This window comes from Dyadobacter frigoris, from assembly GCF_005280585.1.
Lineage (GTDB): Bacteria > Bacteroidota > Bacteroidia > Cytophagales > Spirosomataceae > Dyadobacter > Dyadobacter frigoris.
Genome location: NZ_SZVO01000003.1, coordinates 481,609 through 507,169, shown reverse-complemented (window position 1 = coordinate 507,169; position 25,561 = coordinate 481,609). Strand labels below are relative to the sequence as shown.

General features: G+C 39.9%; 15 protein-coding genes and 1 pseudogene. 8 read left to right on the top strand and 8 right to left on the bottom strand.

Annotated elements, in window-relative coordinates; translation table 11 throughout:
* Window positions 1–16 precede the first annotated feature (16 nt).
* From FDK13_RS09165 to FDK13_RS09145, 5 genes are all read right to left on the bottom strand, one after another.
* Window positions 17–298, bottom strand: coding sequence for a type II toxin-antitoxin system RelE family toxin (locus FDK13_RS09165; RefSeq protein ID WP_137339664.1), 282 nt, complete (start codon window positions 296–298; stop codon window positions 17–19).
* On the bottom strand, window positions 292–579 hold the full coding sequence (locus FDK13_RS09160) for a hypothetical protein (RefSeq protein ID WP_137339663.1): 288 nt from the start codon (window positions 577–579) through the stop codon (window positions 292–294). The genes FDK13_RS09165 and FDK13_RS09160 overlap by 7 nt, the downstream gene beginning before the upstream one ends.
* A gap of 118 nt (window positions 580–697) precedes the next feature.
* Complete coding sequence (locus FDK13_RS09155; protein ID WP_137339662.1) at window positions 698–3,664, bottom strand: serine hydrolase domain-containing protein; 2,967 nt, start codon at window positions 3,662–3,664, stop codon at window positions 698–700.
* Between the two features lie 109 nt (window positions 3,665–3,773).
* Entirely contained in the window at window positions 3,774–5,033 is a 1,260-nt protein-coding gene (chrA, locus tag FDK13_RS09150; protein ID WP_137339661.1) for a chromate efflux transporter, read from the bottom strand.
* A 19-nt stretch (window positions 5,034–5,052) separates the two neighbouring features.
* Window positions 5,053–6,009, bottom strand: coding sequence for an isopenicillin N synthase family dioxygenase (locus FDK13_RS09145; protein WP_137339660.1), 957 nt, complete (start codon window positions 6,007–6,009; stop codon window positions 5,053–5,055).
* A 324-nt stretch (window positions 6,010–6,333) separates the two neighbouring features.
* On the opposite strand from FDK13_RS09145, the pseudogene FDK13_RS09140 reads away from it, so the two are divergent.
* The 3 genes and pseudogenes from FDK13_RS09140 to FDK13_RS09130 all read left to right on the top strand — a co-directional run bounded on the left by FDK13_RS09140 (window position 6,334) and on the right by FDK13_RS09130 (window position 11,272).
* A pseudogene (locus FDK13_RS09140) lies at window positions 6,334–7,761 on the top strand (MBOAT family O-acyltransferase).
* 3 nt (window positions 7,762–7,764) lie between these two features.
* Complete coding sequence (locus FDK13_RS09135) at window positions 7,765–8,811, top strand: hypothetical protein (protein ID WP_137339659.1); 1,047 nt, start codon at window positions 7,765–7,767, stop codon at window positions 8,809–8,811.
* Window positions 8,812–9,229: 418 nt separating this feature from the next.
* Complete coding sequence (locus tag FDK13_RS09130) at window positions 9,230–11,272, top strand: T9SS type A sorting domain-containing protein (protein WP_137339658.1); 2,043 nt, start codon at window positions 9,230–9,232, stop codon at window positions 11,270–11,272.
* A gap of 125 nt (window positions 11,273–11,397) precedes the next feature.
* Here FDK13_RS09130 and FDK13_RS09125 read toward each other — a convergent pair whose 3' ends face one another.
* Window positions 11,398–12,261, bottom strand: a complete 864-nt coding sequence (locus tag FDK13_RS09125) for a sugar phosphate isomerase/epimerase family protein (protein WP_137339657.1) — start codon at window positions 12,259–12,261, stop codon at window positions 11,398–11,400.
* A 666-nt stretch (window positions 12,262–12,927) separates the two neighbouring features.
* On the opposite strand from FDK13_RS09125, the gene FDK13_RS09120 reads away from it, so the two are divergent.
* The 3 genes from FDK13_RS09120 to FDK13_RS09110 all read left to right on the top strand — a co-directional run bounded on the left by FDK13_RS09120 (window position 12,928) and on the right by FDK13_RS09110 (window position 19,608).
* The gene (locus tag FDK13_RS09120; protein WP_137339656.1) at window positions 12,928–16,182 is read left to right on the top strand and encodes a SusC/RagA family TonB-linked outer membrane protein; all 3,255 of its coding nucleotides are present in this window, start codon (window positions 12,928–12,930) and stop codon (window positions 16,180–16,182) included.
* A 140-nt stretch (window positions 16,183–16,322) separates the two neighbouring features.
* Window positions 16,323–18,002 (top strand): RagB/SusD family nutrient uptake outer membrane protein, encoded by a 1,680-nt coding sequence (locus tag FDK13_RS09115; RefSeq protein ID WP_137339655.1) that lies wholly within the window; start codon window positions 16,323–16,325, stop codon window positions 18,000–18,002.
* 148 nt (window positions 18,003–18,150) lie between these two features.
* Window positions 18,151–19,608 (top strand): amidohydrolase, encoded by a 1,458-nt coding sequence (locus FDK13_RS09110; protein WP_137339654.1) that lies wholly within the window; start codon window positions 18,151–18,153, stop codon window positions 19,606–19,608.
* Between the two features lie 157 nt (window positions 19,609–19,765).
* Here FDK13_RS09110 and FDK13_RS09105 read toward each other — a convergent pair whose 3' ends face one another.
* Window positions 19,766–21,142 carry a M16 family metallopeptidase gene (locus FDK13_RS09105; RefSeq protein WP_137339653.1) on the bottom strand — a complete coding sequence of 459 codons (1,377 nt, stop codon included), beginning with the start codon at window positions 21,140–21,142 and terminating at the stop codon, window positions 19,766–19,768.
* 54 nt (window positions 21,143–21,196) lie between these two features.
* Window positions 21,197–22,519, bottom strand: a complete 1,323-nt coding sequence (locus FDK13_RS09100; protein WP_137339652.1) for a M16 family metallopeptidase — start codon at window positions 22,517–22,519, stop codon at window positions 21,197–21,199.
* Between the two features lie 327 nt (window positions 22,520–22,846).
* Between FDK13_RS09100 and FDK13_RS09095 the strand changes: the two genes are divergently transcribed.
* A complete protein-coding gene (locus FDK13_RS09095) occupies window positions 22,847–23,659 on the top strand; it encodes an endonuclease/exonuclease/phosphatase family protein (RefSeq protein WP_137339651.1) in 813 nt (270 codons plus the stop codon).
* Between the two features lie 268 nt (window positions 23,660–23,927).
* Window positions 23,928–25,547, top strand: a complete 1,620-nt coding sequence (locus FDK13_RS09090; RefSeq protein ID WP_137339650.1) for a hypothetical protein — start codon at window positions 23,928–23,930, stop codon at window positions 25,545–25,547.
* Window positions 25,548–25,561: the final 14 nt, after the last annotated feature.

Below are 25,561 nucleotides of genomic sequence, written 5' to 3'. Positions count from 1 at the left end.
ACAAAAATTAGGTAATTTATTTTGGTGGGAAATTCTTATAAACAGTACCTCGACTGAGTAATCTTAATAATGTAATATCGGGATTAATATATTCGACTCCGATGCGCCAGTCTCCAACTCTTATGCGGTAATAACTTTCACCCGGTTTTTGACCTTCCATTTTTTTATAATCAACTTCGGCCGTTTCAAGGGAACTTGCGGCCTGGAGTTTTTCAACGATTAAGATTACTCTTTTTTGAATATCTCTCGGAGCATTTTTTAATTCCTTTTCAAATCTTTTAACAAACTCGACTACCATCCGAGACTCTTTTTCAAGTCTGAAACCGGAAAGCGAGGTTCATCTTTTTCGCTCCGCATAAGTTCAAGCATAAAAAAATCTTCCAGCCTTTCATTCTCGATAATGGCAAGTATTTTTTGAATTTCTGTTTCGGTCCAATTACCTCTTTGCTTTTTTACGCTGAATGTGGGTGCAGGAATTCCAATTTGTTCTGCCAGATAAGCATTTTTATAACCAGACTTGTTAATCAGTGTGGCCATATTTTTTTTTAGCTCAATATAACTTTCAACGATATTTAACATTATCAGTAGCGTTTCATAACAAAATCATTAATTTTTCTATTCAAATATAGCACTAATTGATTTAAAAACAGCAGAGGAGGCCATAGGACCTCCTCCAAAATAATTGTAAAAAGTTATTTTATTTATTTCTCAAAGCCTCATAAACAACGTCCATGATCGCCGTTCTGATATTAAGCTGGGAGATTTTTGGATTTTCTCTGGTTGGGTAAACCCGGTTTGAAAGAAATACATAATTCAGGTTATTGGACGGGTCAGCCCAAACCATAATCCCGGTAAAACCAGTATGGCCAAAACTCATCGGATGTGCATATTTTGGCGCGTTTCCTGAATATTTAAACGTTGGTTTGTCAAATCCAAGTCCACGGCGACTACCCATTTCCGGATATTGATAACGTGTAAATTCAAATAAAGCATCCTTGCTTAGTAACTGTTGACCGCCATAATAACCATTTTGCAAATACATTTGCCAAACTTTCATTACATCATTTGCATCTCCAAAAAGTCCCGCATGACCGCTCAGTCCTCCCATCATCGCAGCCGCTTCGTCATGAACCTGACCGTGAATTAAAGTCTGACGGAAAAATGTGTCCCTTTCCGAAGGAACGATATCTTCCAGTTTGTAAAAACGTTTTGGATTGAAAGTTAACGTAGTCGCACCCAGTTTGCTGTAAAAGTTATTTTTTAGATAATCTTCAAACTCAACACCGGTTAGGCTTTTTACGATTTTCGGATAAAGAAGGAAAGACAAATCGCTGTACACATAGCCTTCATCCTTATTAAGCGGAGAATCCTTGATGCCTTTGTAAAGCTTTTTAACGTAGTTTTTACGAATAAAAAGACTGTCACCTACAACGGACGTCGGATATTTGGATGACTGTTTGGTACTGAAAACTTGTTTTTTTAGTGTTCCATCCGGATTTTTTGCCTCTTTCCAGAACATGATATAAGATTTCAAACGGGCGCTATGCGTCAAAACCCTGCGCCATGTCAGATCTGCTTTATTTGATTTTTTGAAATCCGGAAGATAATCTTTCATCGTCGCGTCCAGATCAAATTTCTTCTGATCGTACAAACTCATCAAGGCAAGTGTTGAAGCCGTGATTTTCGTTACCGAAGCCAGGTCATATAAATCGTTCAGTTTTACATTGGCAGTTCCTTCATACGTATGTTTTCCATATGCTTTTCTGAAAAAAACTTTTCCATCTTTGGCAAGTTGAACAACACAGCCAGGCGTTGCCTTTTCATTAATAGCCAGGTTTGCAATCGAATCAATTTTAAAGGTTATCAGTTTGGAATCCAAACCAAGTTCTTCCGGAATGGTATATTTTAATCGTCCCAAAGCCTGCGTTTCAATTCCGGCCAGATAAGGAAATTGAGTATTAACGGTAACCGGTAATTTCCCTTTTGCCGGAATTGCGCCAAAAATAAGCTGGGCTGATAAATCCTGGGTATAAGGCGTAAGCTGATAAGCCATTACCAGCGCTTTGGCATTTTCAGCGTTTGGTATTTTGTTTAAAACATAAGGATTGCCAAAAATCGAAATTACAGCCTTTTTTGTGGCCATTAATTCCTGCAGCATGGAGCTCATCTGGTCGGTCAATCCGTAATTCACTTTTGGAGAAATACTACCCAAATGCACGCCAACCAGAAGTATATTATAGTCTTTCAACTTAGCCCGAACGATTTCCATTTGCGCCGGTGTCGCTTTTGACGGAATATAATAATGATCAACCTTGGTATACAGGTCGAGCGTTTTCTGGAAAGTAGTGATTGTATCAGCGCCGAGAGAAATCGAAGCAATTTTCATTGTATCAATTTCTCGCAGTGGAAGAACATTTCCATCATTTTTCAAAATTGTTAATGCTTTTTCAGTCAGCAAACGATTTGTCAATTCAGCTGATTTTGGATTAAGATCTTCGTATAAGTTAGTAAGATCGACCGGTTTGTAATGATTTAAACCAACCCAGGCTTTTGCTTCCAGGACTTTTTTACAGCGAAAATCAATTTCTGCCTGTGTTATTTTTCCTTCGGCAATACTTTTTTTGATTTCGGCGACTGCTTTGGAAACATCTTCTGTAAATTCCAAAACATCCATGCCGGCTTCTATTCCCATTGCATCCGCTTTGCCGTCAGCGAAATATTTCGTTACACCTTTCATATTCATGGCGTCGGAAAATATCAAACCCTGAAATCCCAATTTGGTCCGAAGCAAATCTGTAACAATTGGTTTAGATAAGGTTGATGGTAAATTCGGGGTATTATCTAATGCAGGAATACTAAGATGCGCGATCATCATGCCGCTCAAACCATTGTTCATTAAAACTTTGAAGGGATAAAGTTCAAGCGTATCAAGTCTTGTAAGATTATGTGGAATCACCGGAAGGTCAAAATGAGAATCTGTACCGGTGTCACCGTGGCCGGGAAAATGCTTGGCGCTGGTTAATAAACCATTATCCTGCATTCCTTTCATATAGGCAAGTGCTTTTTCGGCAACTTTATATTTGTTCTCTCCAAAAGAACGGAAGCTGATAACGGGATTGTCGGGATTGTTGTTGACATCGGCAACAGGTGCAAAATTGATATGCATACCCAGGCGTTTGGCCTGCTGCGCAACTTGTTTCCCCATTAGATAAATTAAATCATCATTTCCCTGAATTGCGCCCAGCGTCATTTGATAGGGATAACGAACAGTACTGTCAATGCGCATGGCTAAACCAAATTCTGCATCCATGGCTACCAGCAGCGGAACTTTCGAGATGGACTGGTAATAATTGGTCAGCTTCGCTTGCGGTACAGGTCCGCCCTGAAAAAATACTATTCCCCCGATTTTATTTTCACGGATCAGTTTTTCTATAAAAGCAGGATTACTGGTTTTGGGATCAATCACCGCTCGTTTCACATCCGAAACTGCGGCAACCATGATCAGTTGTGAAATTCGTTCATCCGGCGTTAAGGTGGCAAAAACGGAATCTACCCACTGCCGGTTTTTATTTAAAAATTGAGGCGGCGTCGTAATCTGGGCTTTTGTAAGGCTGAAAGCGAATAACGAAAGGTGAAAAACGAAGAAAATTATAGCTTTTTTCATGAAATGGAAAAGAATGGGATCAAGTGTCCAAAGTTTGGAAAACAAATGGATTAAAACAAAGCTTATGATTTATTAGATTGGATGCCGAAAGCCTGCCTTCGGATTGTAATTAAGAAATAAATAATCCCAGAAGAAGCCCCAGAATGATGAGCAGGTAGGAGGGGATTTTGGTAAAAAAGAGAATCAATAATGTAATAGCAACCGTAAGTACCGACTGCCAGTCGACGGCCATTGGTTCAAAAAGTGATATCGCGGCGGCAATAGTAAGTCCGCAGCTTGTGGCATGAAGGCCGTCCAGAGAAGCACGGATTCCGCGGTATTTTTTTAATTGTCCCCAAATTGGATAGGCGAAAAAGATAAAAAATGTTCCCGGTAAAAAAATGCCGGCTGTTGAAACAAAGCCGCCAATTATTTGTCCCGTTATGCCATAAGATTGCATCGACAAACTTCCGACATACGTAGCGACCGAAAAAACAGGGCCTGGAACTACCTGTGTCAAAGCCATTCCGGAAAGAAATTCCTGGTCCGTCAGGTAATGTTTAAATTCAACAAACTCATTATAAAGGATTGGAATCAAAACCTGCCCACCGCCGAAAACCATACTTCCGTTACGATAAAAATTCTCGAAAAGCCGAACCGGTAAAGATTTTGTAACCGTACCAATCCCGGCTGCCACCAGCAAAACGGATATCCAGAAAATGAGTGGCCGCCAGGTGATTTTAATCGGGCCTCTTTCCATTTTTTCATGCTGCCTGAAATTTAAAGATGCCGCTACACCGCCGGAAACGATAAGAAGCGGCGTCATATAAGGCGATGGGAATAAATAGGCCAAAATCGTAGAAATGATAAGAAAACTCCATCCCTGCAAATTATGGATTACTTTTCGGGCAATGGCATAAGCTCCATGCATCAAAAACGCAACGGCCATCGGGCCCACAAAACGGGTAAAGGAAAGTGAGATTTTCTTCTGTTCCAAAAGGTGAACACCGATTGCAGCAAGCGTCATCAGGAACATCGCTGGTAATGACCACACCAGCAAACTAAGATAAGCCAAAGGCTGACCACCAATTTTCAGGCCAATGGCTGTAACTGTTTGTGTGGAACTAGGGCCGGGAAGAATCTGGCAAAGTGCCTGTAATTCAAGTAGTTCTTCTTCGGTGATATATCTTCTTTTCTTGACCAGCCTTTCGATCATCATCATAAGATGTACCTGCGGGCCTCCAAATGCCGTAAACGATAGCAAAAGGATGTCCAAAAGATAAATGATATAACGAAACCTGCGGATGGGGTTACTCAAAGGTATTTTTGATAAAGGGTTCAGGATAAGCCAGTTTGTGATTTGCCATTGTCCATATTCAAATGTGGACATTGCTTTATGCGAACTGTGATTATTTTTTTAGTCCCAATTCACGCAAACGCTCATCCAGAAATTCGCCTGCGGTCATATTTACATACATTTTGGGGAATTCAGCACTTACGCAGCTTTCCAGGCAAGCCAGATTCATGTCAGCTCTTGGATGCATGAAGAAAGGTATTGAGAAACGTGAAGTTCCCATTTTTTCACGCGACGGATTTACAACCCGGTGAATGGTCGACTTTAATTTGTGATTGGTAAGGCGGTCCAGCATATCGCCCACATTTACAACAATCTGATCCGGCAGGGCAGTAATGGCAATCCATTTCCCATCACGACGTAAAACTTCAAGTCCTTCGGCACTGGCTCCCATTAGTAATGTGATCAGGTTAATATCACCATGTGCAGCTGCACGAACGGCTCCCTCTGGCACCAGATCAGGATTCTCAATCGGGAAATAATGAAGTGCACGAAGAATACTGTCGCCATTTTTAACTTTATCTTCAAAGAAATCTTCTTCCAGACCGAGGTAAATTGCGATGGCTTTCAGCAAGGTTTTACCGGCGTTTTCAAAAGTTCTGTACACTTCTGTGGTATATTTTTCAAATTCCGGGAATTCGTCAGGGAAAATATTGGATGCCATGTCACCCACAGGTTCCGGCTGTCCTATGTGATAAAATTCTTTAAGATCAGCGACCTTAAAACCTTTCGCGGTTTCTTTTCCTTTACTGATATATCCGCGTTGACCAAATAATTCAGGATGTTCGTATTTCTTCTTTTCAGCTTCCGGTAAAAAGAAAAAACGCTGAACGGCGTCATAGAGTTTTATTCTCAGATCATCGCTGAGGCCATGGTTTTTGATCGCAACAAATCCTATATTGGTAAAGGCAGAGCCCAGGTCCGCCACAAATTTTTCCTTTGTTGTCGCATCTCCCGAGGTGTAGTCTGCCAGGTCCAGCGATGGTACTTCGTTTAATAATGCAGGTTCCATAATGCTTTTTTATGCAAAGTATAAAACAATCTGTTGTTCATGCAACTAATTAACGTGAACATTCAATCTAATCATACGCAGATAAGGGGTACTTTGTTATTTTTGGATTTGTCAGTTTTTAACAGTTTCCGGGAAACAACCTGTTAGCTGTCAGACTATAATAGTAATATTGTTTCGGTAACCTTTTAATAGAAAAAATACGTGCTAAATTTAAAGAAATACGATATTTAAAGAGATAACTCTATATTTGCCCCCGCGTAAAACCCGAATTTGGTGCAGTTTTGTCTTGATTTGGATTGGATATTAACATTTACAACAAAGCAAATGCTCTTTAATTCATTACACTTTTTACTATTCTTTATTTTCGTTACCACACTATATTATACCATTCCATGGAAACTTAGATGGGTGCTTTTGCTTGCAGCAAGTGCTTACTTTTATGCATCTTTTATTCCGGTTTACTTAATAATTCTCGGTGTGGTCATTGTCATAGACTACTTTGCCGGTATCTGGATTGAAAACTCAAAAGGTCGAAAAAGGTTACTGCTTCTTGTATTAAGTCTTGTTGCCAATGTCGGGTTTCTGGCCTTTTTCAAATATTTCGATTTTCTGAATAACAATATAACGCACGTTCTTCAACTTATGGGCCAGAAGAACGAAATGCCTCCGCTCAGGGAAATGTTTCCCGCTTTAATTCTTCCGATCGGATTGTCTTTTCATACTTTTCAGTCGATGAGTTATACGATTGAAGTTTACCGCGGCAATCAGAAGGCTGAATATAATTTTGGGATATATTCACTGTACGTTCTTTTTTATCCTCAGCTGGTAGCGGGCCCTATCGAGAGACCCCAAAATGTGCTTTGGCAGTTTCGGGAAAAATTTGATTATGACTGGGAAAATATAAGAACGGGATTGACGCTCATTGCATGGGGTATGTTCAAAAAGGTAGTAATCGCGGACAGACTTGCTTTGGTTACGGACGTCGCTTATTCAGATGTTTCTCATCAAAGTGGTTCAGCACTTTTAATTGCCACTTTTTTCTACTGTTTTCAGATTTACTGCGACTTTTCCGGCTACTCTGACATTGCCATCGGAACGGCCCGGGTGATGGGTTTTAAACTGATGACAAATTTCAACGCACCTTATTTTGCCGAATAAATCTCGGAATTCTGGAAACGCTGGCATATTTCACTTTCCACCTGGTTTCGTGATTACGTTTATATTCCCTTGGGAGGAAACAGGCGGGCAAAAAGCAGAGTTTACTTTAATATTCTCGTTGTATTTTTATTAAGCGGATTATGGCACGGTGCCGACTGGAAATTTATTATCTGGGGTGGTATTCATGGTGTTTATCTGATCCTGGCACAAGTTTTCAACACGCATACCATCTTCAGACGCGAACATGTTGGAAAAGGAGGCCCGTTGCCTGTCAGGATTTTCCATATTTTATGGACTTTTTTGCTGGTTGCTTTTGCCTGGATATTTTTCAGGGCAAACAGCGTTTCCGAAGCTTTTGAAATAATTAAAAAGATCTTTGATCTTTCTGATTACGGGCTTCCTGATCTTGCTATGAATGTTGGGGAGTTTATTTTTTCCCTCGGATTGCTTCTTCTTTTAGTGATCAAGGATAAATATTTCGCAAGATATATTCCTGACACCCGACTGTTCTGGATTTTGTTTCCACTAATCTGTTTTTGCTGTTATTTGTTTGGTGTTTTCACAAGCAATCAATTTATCTATTTCCAATTTTAAGCCATGGGATATATTAATAAGTTGATCCGATATTCATTATTATTCGTTTCCGGAATAATATTCGTTGTAAGTCTTTCACCTGCAATTCAGCGTAAAATCGCTGCCAAAGGCCTGATTCCGGATCAATACCGCTTTGGTGACCTGTACAATACTTCTAATTTGTTGAAATTTAAAGAAGTGGATTTTGCAAAAAATACGTCTTTGGTTGAATCCGATAAACCCAAAGTAAAGTACAATGATGTTGATTTATATACGATTGGCGATAGCTTTACACCAATGGATACAAGTTATTATGCGGGAGCTAAAAACTACCATATCTGGATGGGCGTTAATGTCGATACTGTAAAACTGGATACTGCCAAAAAATCTATTTTGGTAGTAGAAATCATTGAAAGGACCATTCAGGAACGATTATTAAAAGAATACGAAGCATTATATATCAAAAGAGGTTTCCAGATTAAAGGTGATACCTATAAAACGGAAGTGGCAAACTCAGGAGCCGGGAGTTCTTTCTGGTGGGATAAATTTGGCGATCAAATTAATCAGCGGATAGAATTTCTTTTATTTAATTTTAATGCGTTTTTGAAGCTAAAAGAACTGAAATCCAGTATAATGCTCACCTGGTTTGATCGTACACATACCGGTGCAATCATTTCGAGAAATCATCAATATCTTTTTTATAGTGTTGAAGCAGATAAAAAAAGCGTTCTTTCTCCGTTTCATGAAATTACACCGGCCTCTGTCGATTCTGTTGTAACACACATCAACACAATTAGAAATTACTATAAAGGCCGGGGTTTCGCCGAAGTTTATTTTTGCCTTATCCCCAATAAAGTAACAGTCTGCGAAAACGACAGATTTGAGCATAACAATCAGATTTCTCTTGTTGAAAACAACCCTCTGTTACAAACGCCCATAATTTCAGTGCAGGCAACGATCCGAAAGCATCCGGAGTGGTTCCATAAAAGCGATGGCCACTGGAACGTTGCGGGCAAGCGTTACTGGCTCCAAAAAACCAATGAGTTGGTTAAGCAATGGAGTGAAGAGTAAATGAGTTAGATTCAGATCGAAAAAATAAAAAATTTCCAAATTCATATTTTGTCCCCTCGGTGTTTCTCAAAGGTCTTGAGATATATTAAGTCCTCTGTTAGAGTATATTAAACTAATTTTTTATAATGTTACAGGCGCTATTAGTGCTTGTAACATGAGTCTGGTAGAAAGTATACTAGTATATTGTAGAATACATTCTATTGTATTTTAACATATAGTTTTATATTTGCTTTTATAAATCCCTCCAAAGGACAGCTTAGCCTGTTTTAATGTATCGAATTGATAATGACATTTTTAACAAATGTTGTCCAATTCTGTATTTCCTGAAATTTCAGTTTTCAATTTCCATACGTCAGCGAAAGCTGATTTAAACTTATTGTGTTAATTTTTTTACTTATCAACTCCCACTAATTTGACTATGAAATTTTTACAAAAATTATTTTATGTATGTGCGTTTTTTTCGTTGGTGGCGGCAACACCTTATGACAGCCTGCAATCAAACCGGGTAGCCGCAGTGCAAGTAAGCTGCGGTGGGAGAATTTGGACTGATGGAGAATTGCTGGGGGAGGATAATCATGAAAAAGTCTGGACTGTTATTTTTGAAAATCGGGTTTACATCAGGAAGGAGAATAATCCTGCCAAGGTTCACAATAATAGTCAGGTTCTATATAATGTCTATAAAGATGGCATCCGTGTTTTTCCACCAGATCAGGCTACTAATCTAATTAATAGCTGTGTTAATGAAGAAGATCCGAGCACCATATCAAATGGCTATCTTCAGCCCCAGATAGGGAATGTAATTCGCTGCAATAATAAGCCCATAACAGACAAACTTTTCCTGGGTGACTACATCGGTGGAGATCGTGTAATATCTAGGCAGTATGCAAGAATCATTAATGGCCGCCTGAGAGTTAACTTGCAACGTGAAGGAAATCCTGTCAATTTTGATGGATTGAGTATGGCATTGATTCACCAGACTATTGATGGTGAAAATGGAAGTTATATGAACCCTGACATGGGTTTTACATTAAATCATGAGGAAATAAACAGCTGTTTCTGGAAAAACGAGCCGTTGCCTGCTACGCTCATTACAACAACGCCGGCCTGCACATCCGGCCCAACTTTGCAAGGCATTTCAAATATTACAAAAACATCACTTCGCTTTTCTTTTGCCGGAACTAATATCCCAAATGTTACCTGGAGAATTAAGTCAAATGGTACCACTGTAAGATCAGGTACAACGGGTGCCTTATCAAATGCAACCACCGTTGATCTGTCTTTTGCCTCACTCGATATGGGAAATTATACGTTGGAAATTGAAGGCGGCGATTGTTCATCAAGTGTTACCAGCCAGGCTTTCACGGTTACAGCGCCTGCATGTACAGGCGGACCGACAATTTCTTCGATCACAAATATTAACTCAACCGGCCTAAGTGTAAATTTTGCAGGAACCGGTATTACTTCTCTTAACTGGGCCATAAAAAATAGTGCAGGCACATCATTAGCCAGCGGAAAAACAGGAACCCTTACGTCTAATACAGCCGCTTTGACTTTCGGTAATATTGTAAATGGTACTTATACACTTGAAATACAAGGTGGTGATTGTACCTCCACTGTGAGTTCTCAAAGTTTTGTGATTAATATAAATTGTAACCGCGGACCTGTGGTGCAGGATATTGCTTCTGTTACAAATCAAAGTCTCAATTTCCTTTTTGACGGTGACGGAGTTTATGCTATCAGCTGGAAAATCATGAAAGCAGGTACAATGATTGCCCAAAATAGTGTCAGTCCGCAAAGTAACCGTCCAACAATAAATTATTCTTCTCTGGCCGACGGGGTTTATGAGCTTCAGATACAGGGTGGTTCGTGTAATTCGGCAGTAAGTGCAAAAGCTTTTGCTTTAAATGTACCGCTTCCAATTGAAGTTGCAGGTTTTCAGGCTACTTCTGTTTCAAAAGGTATAGATCTTTCCTGGAAAGTGTTGAGTGAGAAAAACGGTGAGGGATTTGAGATTATTCGTTTTAATGACAGTAAATTAAACGCATCTCAGACAATTGGAAAGGTCGCGCTGACGGAGCAAAGAATAGGCGATTATCATTTTCTGGACGAAAATCCTGAATCCGGAATCAATTACTATCAATTAAAACAAATCGATTATGACGGCACATTCACGAAAAGCAGAATTATTTCCGCTAAATTCGATCTGTTATCTGAAGCATTTGTTTCTCCGAATCCGGCTGTTGATTTTGTCAATGTTCAGTTCACTTCAAAAACTTCGGGCAGCAGTGGGATAGAACTGTATAACATGGCGGGAATTAAATTGTCCACTTCCAATATCAACATAACACAGGGCCAGAATTCGTATCGCATCAATGTTGGTAAACTTGGGCAAGGTTATTACTTTGTGAAAGTGTTACATGGCGATCAGAACGCCCATCTTCGCTTTATTAAAGCCAATTAGAATCTAACAACATAACAAAATCGAATGCCGTATCATAGTGCTCACCTTGATACGGCATTCGATTTTTTTTATACCTGCTACTTTAAAGAAAAGCTTGCGGACACCCGTTTTGAAAATTCAAAAGGTTATTCCTTCAGTCCTTTAATATAAGCAATAGTTTGAGGCACTTGTTTCATGAACGAAGGACTTTCATCTTCAATAAAATAATGTTTTATACCTGCCTTTTTAGCAGCTTTTAAAATAGCCGGAATATTGATCTGCCCTGTTCCAAGTGCCACATCATTTTCTACCGGGGTTCCTCCGGTATTATCTCCTTTAACACCTTTTCTTAAATCTTTAAGGTGCATCAGTTTCCAGCGATTTCCATATTTATTGAGTAACGCTACCGGATCCTGGCCTGGAAAGGCGGTCCAGAGCAAATCCATTTCAAAGGAAACATATTCAGGATTTGTATTTTTTACGATATAGTCAAACAGTGTTCCGTTTTCATAAGGAAGAAATTCGTAACCATGGTTATGATAACAAAGTGTGATACCGCTTTCTTTCAGTATTTTCCCTGCCTTGTTAAAATCAGCGACTGCTTTTTTTGCAGTTTCAATATTAAAATTATTTTTTTCATGAGGTATCCATGCGACCATCACAAAGTTGGCTCCCAGGATTTTTGCATTATCAATAGTTTCCTGTGGATTACTCACCAGCGATTCATAGCCTGCTCCGATCGATGGCATTTTTATATTTCTTTTATCCAGCTGTTTTCTTAATTCTTCGGTAGACATGCCTTTTTGTGGGCCGCCTTCCAATTCGGTGATTCCAAGAGATTGAATTGTATCGAGGGTTGCTTCAATTCCTTTCGGAAAACTTGATCGGAAAGTATAAGCCTGGGCTGCGACAGGTTTTGTGTATAGTGGCTTACCCGACTGAGCTATAACATTAATGTGTAGGAGCGCGGAGGCAAATATTACGCCTGTATAAATCGATATTTTATTCATAGATGACAAAACAAAAGGTTAAAATATGTAATGATGTGATTGATTATTCAAATGAAGAATATTTTTACAACATAGAAATCAAAAGGTAGGACTGAATTAAAAATACTGTTGATTGTTTTGTTTTGCGAATATGTTCTCGATATGTATCTGGCGTATACTTAGATTGTTTCGTCCTATTAAACGTATAGGATATGTCGGAATGTCTTTAGAAATTCTACATATGTATCAGTAATTTTATGATATGATGAAAAAACGTTTTATGTCACTAATCTAATAAATACTACATAACTGTGAATAAGTCATAATGCCGTTTTTTTTTAAAATTTTGCAATAGGTGTGAGCTAATAGATAGATTCTCTGCGGAAATTTTATTTTTCGCTAAAATTAATGAGAAATTTTAATTTTTTTAATTTCGATTTAATTGTCAGATACTAATAAAAAATATGTCTAATCAGGGTGAATACGCATTTGTTTATTGCACCTAAGTGATATTTATTGGTATATAATGAATATTTTGGTATTTGGCAAATAAAATATTGCAGATTTGACACTTATGGCAAATTATATTCTAAAAAAAAACCTTTTCGAAGAAGCTTGTATTAGTTATTTCTTTAATTAAATTTGGTTTTCAGTGCAGTATTATTTCTACCTAACTAACTAATTTGAATGAAGAAATTTTTACTACTGAGCATCCTATGGGTATGCTCATGCTCATCTCTTCTATGGGCTCAAGACAGGCAAGTTACGGGTACTGTAACATCTGCTGACGACGGATCGCCACTGCCTGGTGTTAACATTCTGGTAGGCGGTACAAATGTGGGAACAACTACAGACACCGAAGGAACTTACAAGATTTCGGCTCCTACCAAGGGGAAACTGGTTTTTAGTTTCGTAGGTATGCTGCCTCAGGAAGTTCCGCTTGGAAATTCTGCCATTATGGATGTGAAGCTTGTTGCGGATGCGCGTATGCTTAGTGAAGTTGTGGTAACAGGTAGTGGTGTTGCAACAACAAAGGCGAAACTTGGTATTTCTGTTGAAAGTATTTCAGGTAAAAATTTACCACAGACACCAACTGCATCCATTGACCAGGCGTTGATCGGTAAGATTCCGGGTGCTCAGATATCATCTGTATCAGGTAACCCGGGTGACCCTGTAAACATTGTACTTCGCGGTATTAATACGGTACAAGGTGGTACAAAACCATTGATCATGGTGGATGGGGTTCAGCTTGCTTCTACGGATATCAACTCGCTTGATTTGAGTAATGTTGAAAGAATTGAGGTAATCCAGGGTGCGGCTTCTGCTTCTATATATGGAGCACAGGGTGCAAACGGGGTAATTCAGATCTTTACTAAAAAGGGTAAAAAAGGTGCTCTTTCTGTAAACTTCTCAACAAGTTATTCTGCTAACACTTTTTTGAACACAGGTGATGTTCACAAAGCAAAATTGCATCCTTATTTGACTGATGCTAATAACAATATTGTAGATGCAAAAGGAAATGTTCTTGATTACAATGACATTGGATCTATTTCAGGTATCTCATATACAAATGGTGGGGCTGCGCGTCTTGCATTGTTAAACCCGTTGAACATTGCTGACAAGGCTTACAATGCTAATTTGAAATATTATGACCATTTCAAACAAGTATTCAAAACAGGGACAACTTTGAACAATAGCCTTAGCCTTTCAGGCGGATCAGACAAAAGTGACTTTGCAATCTCGGCTGCAAATAACCACACGGTTAGCCCGGTAATGAAAAACGGTTCAGTTGACAGAAGTAACCTTACTGTAAACGTAGGTACTGAATTATTTAAAGGATTTAAAATCCGATCTACCACACAATTGGTGTATACAAAAAATGACCTGGTACCAGGTCTTGGTGGTGCTGGTGGTGAAGATTATGGCAAAGGAAATTCCCTGGGTAGCAATGGTGGTGTTTTTAGCTTTCTTAATACGTCTCCTTTCTTCGATTTGACAAGAAAAAATGCGGACGGAACTTACCCTGGCTACCAAACCGCTGACTTTTTGAGTATCAACGCCGGTAACCCTTATTACCGCCAGGCTTATGCAAGCAGCATTGATAACAAAATCGATATTATCCAGAACTTCGATGCCAACTATAACGTCAACAAATTCCTTGAACTTGACGCTAAATATGGTATCAACTATCGTACTGAAAATTCAAGATGGACTTACAAAAACCAGTCTGAAAACTCAAACTCACAATACTACGACAACTATGTAGGAACTTATGCTCCTGATTTGTTAGGTGAAATTGATGAGTGGCAATACAGCTCGACGTTCCAGAACTTTTTGGCAACGGCTTACATCAGAACAGATTTCGAAAAAGATTTCCATATCAAAGTTCCTATCCAGACAAGTACTCAGGTTTCGTTCGATTATCGTAACAAAATGTACAAAGAGTACGATACTTACGGATTGGGTCTTTCACTTGCTCCTCCTACTAACTTGTCTGCAACGTCTTCTCAGGCTGTTGACAGAGATTATAAAGAGCCATTTGTTACTTATGGTTATTTAGTAAACCAAAAAGTAGATTTCGGTGATTTCGGGGGTATTACAGCAGGTTTCAGAAGTGACTGGTCTTCTGCTTTCGGTGGTGGTTCAAAACCATTTACATTCCCTCACTTTGACGGACACATTCTGCCACTTTCATTTATCAAGAATACCAGATTAACTGACATTCTTCCTTATTTCAAATTGAGAGCAGCATATGGTGAAGCGGGTATTCAGCCGGGTGCTTTCGACAGATATCCTGTTTTAAGTCAGCGTAACCTTGGAAGCCAGTTGATCTACACAATTCCAACTACGGCTAACAATTCAAACTTACAGGTGGAAGTTTCAAAAGAAACTGAATTTGGTACAGATTTTACCTTTAACGCTATTGAAGGAAGTCCCTGGTTGAACAACATCAACGGTTCGTTCACTTACTGGAAACGTAAAAGCGCTAATGTAATTTACACTGTAAGTGTAGCACCATCAAACGGTTCAACAGGCCAGTTGACTAACGCAATCGACATGTCGTCCAATGGTGTTCAGTTCTCTTTGAACTTACCGGTTTACAGCTCTAAAACTTTCAAATGGGATTTCACAACGAACTTCGGACATCAGATCTCAAAAATTGATGCGGTTGCGGGTGGTGCGGATATCATCCTTACATCGAATGCGGGAAGTACAGGTTTAGTGCTAACAGGTGGTCAGCAAATTGGCCAGCTTTATGGTTACAAAGCTTTGACAAGCCTTGATTTCAAAAGAAAAGACGGAACAAGATACATCGAAGCAGCTAACGAAGGCAATTACGAAGTATTTGACGGACGTGTGGTTAGAAAAGACAATTACCAAATCCAGTTTACAAATGAAACGTATGCTTTGACTAATCCAAACCCAAAATTCAACGCTTCGTTTATCAACTCTTTCACTTACAAAAATTTCCTGACACTTGGTTTCCAGTTTGACTGGGTTTACAAAAGCCATCTTTACAACCAGACAAAAGAATGGATGTATCGTGACGGTATCAGTGGTGATTTTGAAAAACCTGTTACAATCAACGGGAAAACAGGCGCATTCTCTTCTTACTATGGTAGCGCATACTACGCGCTTTGGGGTAGTGCAAGTGGTGCAGGTAACAATGCTACAAAAGATTACTTCCTTGAAGATGCATCTTTCATGAGATTGAGAAACGTTTCGCTTGGTCTTGACCTTGCCAAACTTTTCAACATTCCTAAGTTGAACAGATGTCAGCTTGTATTTACAGGAAGAAACCTTCTAACGTTTACAAAATACACAGGATATGATCCTGAGGTAAGTTCTGGATCTGTTAACTCATCTTTCGACAGAGGAGTGGATCATAGTACTTTGCCTAATACAAAATCGTATCAGGTTGGGTTGAATATTGGGTTTTAACAAGTAGCGGACGACCGCTCGGGGCGATAGAAGATGATGTCAGCAGAATCGCTGAAGCATTACTAAAATTTAAAACGCAGGATTCAGTAGTGGCCGGATTTATTGCTCACTACTATTTGTAAACTTTAAAATTTAAAAAAATGAAAATCAGGAATAAAAATAGATTTGTTCAAACGATTTTTGCAGCAACACTTATGCTAGGAAGTTTTAGCTGCAAAGACAAACTGGACGTTGGAAACCCTAACGCACCGACAATTGATGCCAATGTAAATACCGAAACCGGTTTGATATCTCTTGCTCAGGGAGGTGTTTACATCAACGGTTTCTATAACGGAGATAACTGGCTTGGAAACAGCTATTTTTCTTTACCCTGGGGATATAGCGAGCTTTTGGCTGACAACGTTTCAGCGGATGCATCCAACAACCAGGTTGCAACCATTGGTGTAGCTAATTATTTCATTCTGGACGACGGAACAAAAGTAACCAATGGTTCACCCAACATCAGTTTGATCAGAACCTACAATACACGAGCTGCTACCGGTGCTGGTAACAATGCCATCTATTATCAGTGGCTAAATATGTATGCACTTAATAATGCATGTAACACAATTCTCAGTCTGGTTGATAAAATTCCGTTTTCGGGTGATGCAGCTTCAAGAATTGCTACCGTAAAAGCATGGTGCTACTGGTGGAAAGGATACGCATATGCTTCCATTGGCTCACAATATTATGCTGGTTTGATCATTGACGAGGCAGGTACAACAAACAGTAATTATGTATTACACGATGCGATCCTTGCCAAATCGGAAGAGTATTTCAAACTGACAGCTACTACGCTTGACGGTATTTCCAGCCAAACTGATTACGAGGCGGTTCTAGGACAATTGATCCCTGAATTTACCCAGGTTGGAAATGGTGGAATTCCAGGCAAGGATGTTTGGAAAAGAAATATCAATACAATGTTGGCGCGTAATATCGTGGTAAACAAACTTGCTCCTTTTGTTAACGGAAATCCTGATGCAAAAATCACAAAATCATCGGCAACCACGATGACTGCTGCTGACTGGACTAATGTTTTAACATTGGCTACTGCCGGTATCAAAAAGGGTGATATCGTATTTACAGGAAGAAGTTCTGCAAATAATGTCATGTTTACTGCTACCGGCGGTACCGCGGCTTCATTGGCAACGGGTGTAAATACAAGTTCTACTTTCAAAGTTCAGGAGCGCTTTATTCAGAATTTTACAGCTGGAGACAAGAGGTTTACAAATAATTACAGTACTGCAACTACCTACAAAAATAACTTCTCATACACGACCCGTTACAACCAGATTGATGGTGGTGCAGGACAAGCCGGAGTTTATGTTTATGGAAGTAAAACAGTAGGCGCGTACGAAGTTATCATTGCCGGTAGCTACGAAGAAAATGCACTTATGCTTGCAGAGGCTAATATTCGCTTAGGTAATATCGAAACAGGTCTTGGTTATATTGATGCTGTGAGAACTTACTTTGGTGCAGGTGTTGCTCCTGTTGCGGGAACGGGATTAACATTGGCTGGAGCGCTTACGCAACTTGTTAAAGAAAGAAGAGTTGCGTTGGTTTACAAAGGATTGTCATTCTACGATAACAGAAGATGGGGATGGACTTATGACATCACAAATGGCGGTGGAAGTTACAACAATACTATCGTTACAACAGCGGGTGTGGTTAATACAAAAGCTACCATCAACTACAACTTCCTTGATTACTGGGATGTTCCGGCAGATGAATCTGTGCTGAATCCTTCAACTGGCGTTGCTACGGTAAACCCGAATTTTTAATTGAAGAATTGGGAAAATGTTTGATCTCAATGGATCAGTAAGGTAACAGGAAGGCAGTTCGCTGCCTTCCTGTCTTATTTTAAAAGGCTTATCTTTTCAACTCTGCTCAAAATGCAGTATTTTTTATTTTGATTTAAAACCCATACTTATGAAAAAAATCAACCTCGGTTTTCTGGCTTTACTAAGTCTGAGCGCTGTTTGTTCTTACGGCCAGGCGACGGTTACCAAAGAGCAGAAAGAAGTAATTGCGAATCTGGACAAGAAAAAAGACCATTATGGCGATGTGTCGAAAAAAATCTGGGATTTGGCGGAAGTTGGATATAAAGAAGTCAAAAGCTCTGCAATTCTGGAAGAGGAACTGGAAAAGGAAGGTTTTACGCTTGAAAAAGGAGTTGCAGGTATTCCCACTGCTTTTGTTGCAACCTATGGAAAGGGAAAACCGGTGATCAGTATTTTAGCTGAATATGATGCGCTTCCGGGTATGGCACAGGAAGCAGTTCCGGAAAGAAAAGTAATAGAAGGACAAAAAGCAGGTCACGCTTGTGGGCATCATCTTTTTGGAACCGCTTCGACCGCAGCCGCCATTGCAGTGAAGGACTGGCTCAAACAAAATGGAAAAACAGGTACTATCAAATTAATGGGCTGCCCGGCTGAGGAAGGCGGTTCGGGTAAGGTCTATATGGTAAGAGAAGGTGTTTTTAAGGATTCAGATGTTGTTTTACACTGGCATCCGGGAGATAGAAACTCGGCGAATCCTGCATCATCTTTGGCAAATATTTCAGCGAAATTCCGTTTTTACGGTGTAGCTGCTCATGCAGCAGGAGCACCGGAACGCGGACGTTCTGCCTTGGATGGGGTGGAAGCAATGGATTATATGGTGAACATGATGCGTGAGCATATTCCTCAGGAAACCCGTATTCACTATGTAATTACACGCGGAGGTGAAGCGCCAAACGTGGTTCCTGCCTTTGCAGAGGTTTATTACTACGCCCGCCATAACAACCGTGAGGTGGTAAAGGATGTTTGGGCTAGAATTGTAGAAGCCTCAAAAGGCGCCGCAATGGGAACCGGAACAAGGGTAGAAATGGAAGTTACCGGAGGTGCTTATGATTTGCTGCCAATTGAGTCGCTTTCCCGTGTTATGTTTAAAAATCTGGAAACTGTTGGTGGTGTTAAGTATACACCGGAGGAAATAGCATTTTCTGAAAAGATTATTGCCACATTACCTGCATCAACAGAGACCAGACCAAAATATACAGAAGCTGAAACTGTACCTGCTTTTTCAACAAAAATTGAAGGAATGGGCGGTTCGACGGATGTTGGTGATGTAAGCTGGGCAGTGCCGACGGTTGGTCTTTCAACAGCAACATGGGTGCCTGGCACTCCGGCGCACAGCTGGCAGGCAGTTGCAGCGGGAGGTACTGAAATTGGTAAAAAAGGAATGATGGTAGCGTCAAAAACACTTGCGTTAACTGCTATCGATTTATTTAAAGACCCGGCTTTAATCCAAAAAGCACATGCGGATTGGGAAAAAGCAAAAGGCGCTAATTTTAAATACGACGCCATGGTAGGAAATCGTAAACCTGCATTGGATTACAGAAACTAATAATTCGTACATCGGCTTTCGGCATTCAGCGATCGGCTAAAATGGCAATGACAAATTTTAGCCTTGAACGCACCACCGAAAGCCGATGATTATTTATTCATATCAAACTCATTTCCGGCAACCAACTGATAGCCGACTGCCGAAAGCTGAAGTCCTTTCAATATCCGTCTACCTTAATCTGCTTCTCAGTAACCTCTCCGTATTTCTTAATCTGCTCTTTGATATCTGCTGCCTTTCCAATCATAATAAATTGCAGATTATCTTTAGGGAAATATTGCTCAATGATCGTTTTGGCCTGAGCCGTTGTTAATCCATCCACTTTTGCCTGAAAAGTATTGATGAAGTTTTCGTCAAAGTTGTACAAAAACATATCCGTAAGTAAGCCAGCCAATGCTCCGGCAGATTCATAATCCGGTGGGAAATCTCCTTTTACATAAGATTTTGCAGACGCTAAAACCGTTTCGCTGATACCTGTTTTATGCAGACTGTCCAATACACTCAAAGCCATATCAACCGCAGGAACCGTTGTTGAATTTTTGGTAAAAGTGCTGATGTAAAAAGTCCCCGCCATTTTATACCTGCTAAACCGGCTGCTGGCGCCATAAGTAAGGCCGGAATTAACGCGTAATGCATCATTCAGCCAGGAAGTAAACCGGTCTCCCAGAATTGTATTTACAACCAGAACCGGAATATAATCTGGCGAACTGTATGGAATTCCTTTTCCACCAATGAAAAATGTAGTTTCTCTTGCATCATCTTTATTCACCAGTAAAACGCGGCTTTTTGTAAATGCAAGTTCAGGCACAGCACGTTTAACCATTCTGGCTTCGGCTGTTTTCCAGTCGCCAAAAAGTGCAGTGATTTTTTTCTTCATATCCACCGTTTTGAAATCACCCACAACGGCGATTGCAGCTTTTCCGGTTGTGTAATTATTTTGGTAAAATTTCTTTACCTCGTCATTAGTGATTTTTTCTACCGTCGATTTGGAACCACCGGTTGGCGTTGCATAAGGATGTTTATCGAACATGAACGCATTGAAATAATTGCCGATCACGTTACGTGGACGTTCTTTTATTTGTGTTAATTCCAGTAACGTCCGCTGTTTATGTTTATCAAATTCAACAGCATCAAAAACCGGATGAATGATGATTTGCTGCAAAACATCGAAAAGCTTATCTTGGTCTTTTACAGCAAATGAAGAGCGGATACTTGCTCCTTCTTTTCCAGCTGTGGTCGATAAATTTGCGCCGACATAATCCGTTATTTCTTCAATCTGGGCTTTTGTGTATTTCTGGGTGCCGAAAACCAAAGCGTCAGCCGTTAAATTGGCCAGGCCATATTGTTCGCCGTCATTAATGGAACCCGCGTCAAATACCGCAGAAACATTGATCAGCGGAACTTCATGCTGCTCCATCAGATACACGGTAAGCCCGTTTTTTAGTTTAAACTTTTCGTATTTCGGGACTTTAAAATTGTTTTGTGCGGCAACCGACAAAGTCGTTAGGGTGAGTAGCACAAGGAATATATTTTTCATCTTGAAATTTTTTAGATCATTACAAAAGATTTGAAACAAATGCTGAGCCGGTTATCAAGCTTTCTTTTCCGGTAACAAATAGCCAACCGTTCTGTTTCTGTCTGTAAAATATTTGGCAGCAACACGTTTAATATCGTCTACGGTTACTTTTTCATACAATTTGGGTGCATCAAACATTTTACGGTAATCACCGAAAAACACATCATAGGTTCCCATACTGTTTGCTTTGCCATTGATGGTTTCCATACTTCTGTAAAATTCCATCAGTTTCTGGTTTTTCACTTTTTGCAATTCGCTGTCGGTAACGCTACTTTTAACGATAAGATCAATTTGCGCCAAAATAAATTTTTCAAGCGTTGGTGCCGATACACTATCTCCCGCAACAGCATAAATATTGAACAGGTTAGGATCAAAACCTTCGCCCAGAAAAGTGAAAACCTGCGAAGCGATTGTTGTATCCATCACCAATGATTTTACCAATCTGGATGAATTTCCGGATGTCAGCAAGCTGCTCAACAAATCCAATGCATAATAATCTTCGTGACCGGTTTGCGGTGTGTGGTAAGAAAGCAAGACATTTGGCGTTGTAATATCCTTGTAGGTTGTAACGCGTCGCTCGCCATTTTGTTCGGGCTCAACCGTACGGATTTTTGGAGGAAGGCCTCTCGCAGGAATTGGCGCCATATATTGGTCAGCCAGTTTTTTAACCTGATCTACCGTAATATCACCAACCACAACAACCGTTGCATTGTTGGGCGAATAATAGGTTTTAAAATAATTTTCAAGATCGGATTGTGTCCAGGCTTTAATATCAGATTCAAATCCTATCACCGGAAACATATAGGGATGTTCCTGGAAAGCAACCGATTGTACCAGTTCGCTAAGTAAACGGTAATTACTGTTCTCCAATCCTGTGCTTCTTTCAGACAAAACTACGCCACGCTCGCTTTCAACCATTTTCGGATCAATCGTCAGATCGGCGATCCGGTCAGATTCCAGTTTGAAAATAGTTTCCAAAGCGTCTTTTTGGAACCAGTCGGTGTATACGGTAACGTTTTCAGAAGTGTAAGCATTATTCGATCCGCCATTGGCTTCCATAGTCCGGTCAAATTGTTTCGGCCCATAATTTTTTGAACCGTTAAACATCATGTGTTCGAAAAAGTGGGACAAGCCGGTAATTCCATGCACTTCATTCCGGGAACCAACTTTCCAGAACAGATACATATTGGCATTCGGGATGGAATGATCTTCGAGTACCAGGAATTTCATGCCGTTAGCCAGCGTGAAAGTTTTGACATCTTCGGGCTTACTTTGGGCATTGGCAAAACCAATTCCAGCCATTATTGCCGCTCCCAGCAATAGTTTGCGTAGCTTCATAGTTACGATTCAGTTTTTTGTTTTGTAATAATAAACAAAAAACCGGGACGGAAATCAGCATTTTGATGAATGGCAAAGGATGTATCGGTGGAGTGCTCCATAATATTTGTGGCAAAGCATATTTCAACGCAACCGAAAGGTGCAACGCATCATAATATTTGTGGCAAAGCATATTTCAACGCAACCGAAAGGTGCAGCGTATCATAATATTTGTGGCAAAGCATATTTCAACATAACAGAAAGGTGCGGCGTACCGAAATATTTGTAGCAATGTATATTTTTGTATAACCAAAGGTGCAGAGCACCGTAATATTATCGTCCTGAATCATGAAATCGATCCTATCCCTTTACTGTATTTTAATTGCATTTTCTACATTTAATGCGCGGGTTTCAGAGACTAAAAGTGAAGATCCGAAGCGAGCTTTGAGGATTATGAGTTATAATATTCATCACTGCAATCCACCAGAGTCTGCTGGTGGAAGAATTGACGTTGAGGCGATTGCGAAAGTTATTAATAATGCGAAACCCGATTTTGTAGCTTTACAAGAGGTAGATATCAATACGGAGCGTTCAGGGAAGGGATTAAACCAAGCAAAACAAATTGCAGATTTAACGGGTATGAAATTCTATTTTTCCAAAGCGATTGATCATCAGGGCGGCGATTATGGTGTTGCTGTTTTGTCTAAATTTCCCATTGTAGATTCTGCCCGGTTTTCACTTCCGATTAACAGGGATCTGGTTGAAGAAATGAGAACAATTGCAGCTATCACAGTGATGCTGCCATCAAAACAGAAAATTATCTTTGCCAGTACGCATCTTGGTTTAACTGAGAGGAACAGACTGTTGCAGGCAGAAACGATTATAAAATATTTTGGGGAAGAAAAATTACCTATGATTCTGGCCGGAGATTTTAATGCAGAACCGGGAAGTAAGGTCATAAATTATTTCGATAAGTATTTTAGCAGGACCTGCGCGGAAAGTTGTCAGCACACCATTCCTGTTGACAAGCCGGAAAAGACGATTGACTTTATCATGTCAAAACCATCGGGTATCTTCAAAGTGCTAAGCCATAAAGTGATAGACGAAAAATACGCTTCCGATCATTTGCCGGTTCTTGCTGAGTTGATGTTAGTCAAATAGTTTTATTTGAATTTTTAATAGCAAAAAGTAATAGAATTTATTCTATTACTTGATAATCAGTTTTCTATAAGAAAATCCCGTTGCCGGATGGATCCCGGTATCGGGATTTTTTGTTTCTGTAAGCGTATTTCGATTAATTAAAATAATGATAAAAGTCTTTGTTACCAAAGTGATTTTTGTGCGTCTGTAATGTTAATGTGCCGTCTTTAAACCCGGCTCAAAACAGATTTTACCTCTACAACGATCACTCACTTTTATTCATTGGTTTATGAGAAAACATTTTTTACTTAAAATCTTTCCACTGATTTTATCCAGTTTTCTATTCTCCGTTTCTTACGCGCAGGATATGAAAACTTCAAGTTGTCCGAACCCTGCCGGTGGGTGTGATACCGTAGGAATTGAACATCGGGTAAGTCCCTGGCGCGTTGGCGGCTTTATAGGGCCTGCCGTTGCATTTTGCGGAAAATGGTCAAGCACATTTAATTCGAATAAATATCGTGACAAATCGCTTTTCAATGGAATTGGCTACCATGCGAATTTAAATGCAGATTATTTTTTTCACACTAAGAAAAACAAACAGTTGAAATTCGGTGTCGGCGCCATTGCCGGTTTGCAGACTTTCTTTTTAAGAAATGACCTGGACGATTTTCTGGACAAAATTATTGCAGAATCGGGTTCAGGTAACGCCGTGATCAGAAAAGGCGCTTCCGAAGATCATTATCTCGTGGCCGGTCCGGTTCTGAGTTACGCTTTTGGTAAAAAATCAAGATCGCCTTTTATTGAAGCATCTGTTCGGGGTGGGCTTTTTAGGACAACGCCTGCGGCTATTTTTGTTTATGATCAGGCTACTTCAAATAATATTTATTCAGTTACTGCTACTGACAAACGTTATCATGCCGGTCTTCTAGCAACATTAGGACTGTTCTTTCCAAGTAAAAAAGGACTTTGGTCATGGGGTGTAGAAGCTACCGGTTTTCGTACAAAAGTGAATTACATTTTTCCGGGTGCTACCATTTACAGTTACCAAAGAAAACACGGCGGCTTCTCAGCAGGTTTGGCTTTTCGCCGTAATTTTGTACGTGATATTCCGTTCAGAAAAGATCCTACGCCGCCTTTGTTGTGTGAAGCACCTGATCTGGAATTGATGATGGGTGGGAAATCAATCAAAGGACTTGTTTTTAGTACACTGGATTCTACAAAGGCAGACAGTATCCAAATCAGCTGGAAAAGTCGCAGTGTTTTGGATAGTACCAAAAGTGAAGCTTTTACGGCACGCCTTCATCAGTTGAATGGAGGAATGGACAATGTAATTGCTCAGGTTGTTTGTCAGAAAGAAACAAAAATGGCCTGGCCGACAGGGTATTTAAATCCAACAACGGGCCGTCCGGTGGAAGGTCAATATTATTTGACTGTTCAAAGTCAGCAAATTTCTTCTTGTGCATCATGTACCAGCGAGGCCAGCACAACAGGTTTTTCTGTTCAAAAACCAGACAGAATTATCGATTCTGTTGAACGTTGTTTCAAACAATGTTTTCTGGAAGTTTATGCTTACAAAAAGGTTAAAGTCAAAAGAGTTAAATATGGCAAATCGCCAACATCTTGTGTAGGCTGTATTTGTCCGATTGATACAGTATCAAAAACCATTTCTCAATATCATCTTTTAGGAACCGTTAAAAGAGATAATTGCGATGCATCGAAGCTTGATTTGAATACTGAAACTTCTGGTATTATTATTCCGAAATGGGCTACAACAATTTATACCTCGGTTGAAACCATTGTGGCTGGTGACTGTGCCGGAATTCCTCAGGGAAAAAATAAAATCAATTATTCTGCTCCTGTGAAAAAAGGGAAAGCCGGGGTTTTCAACAGAGCTTATCAGAAAAAGTAAATCTGAATTTGGGT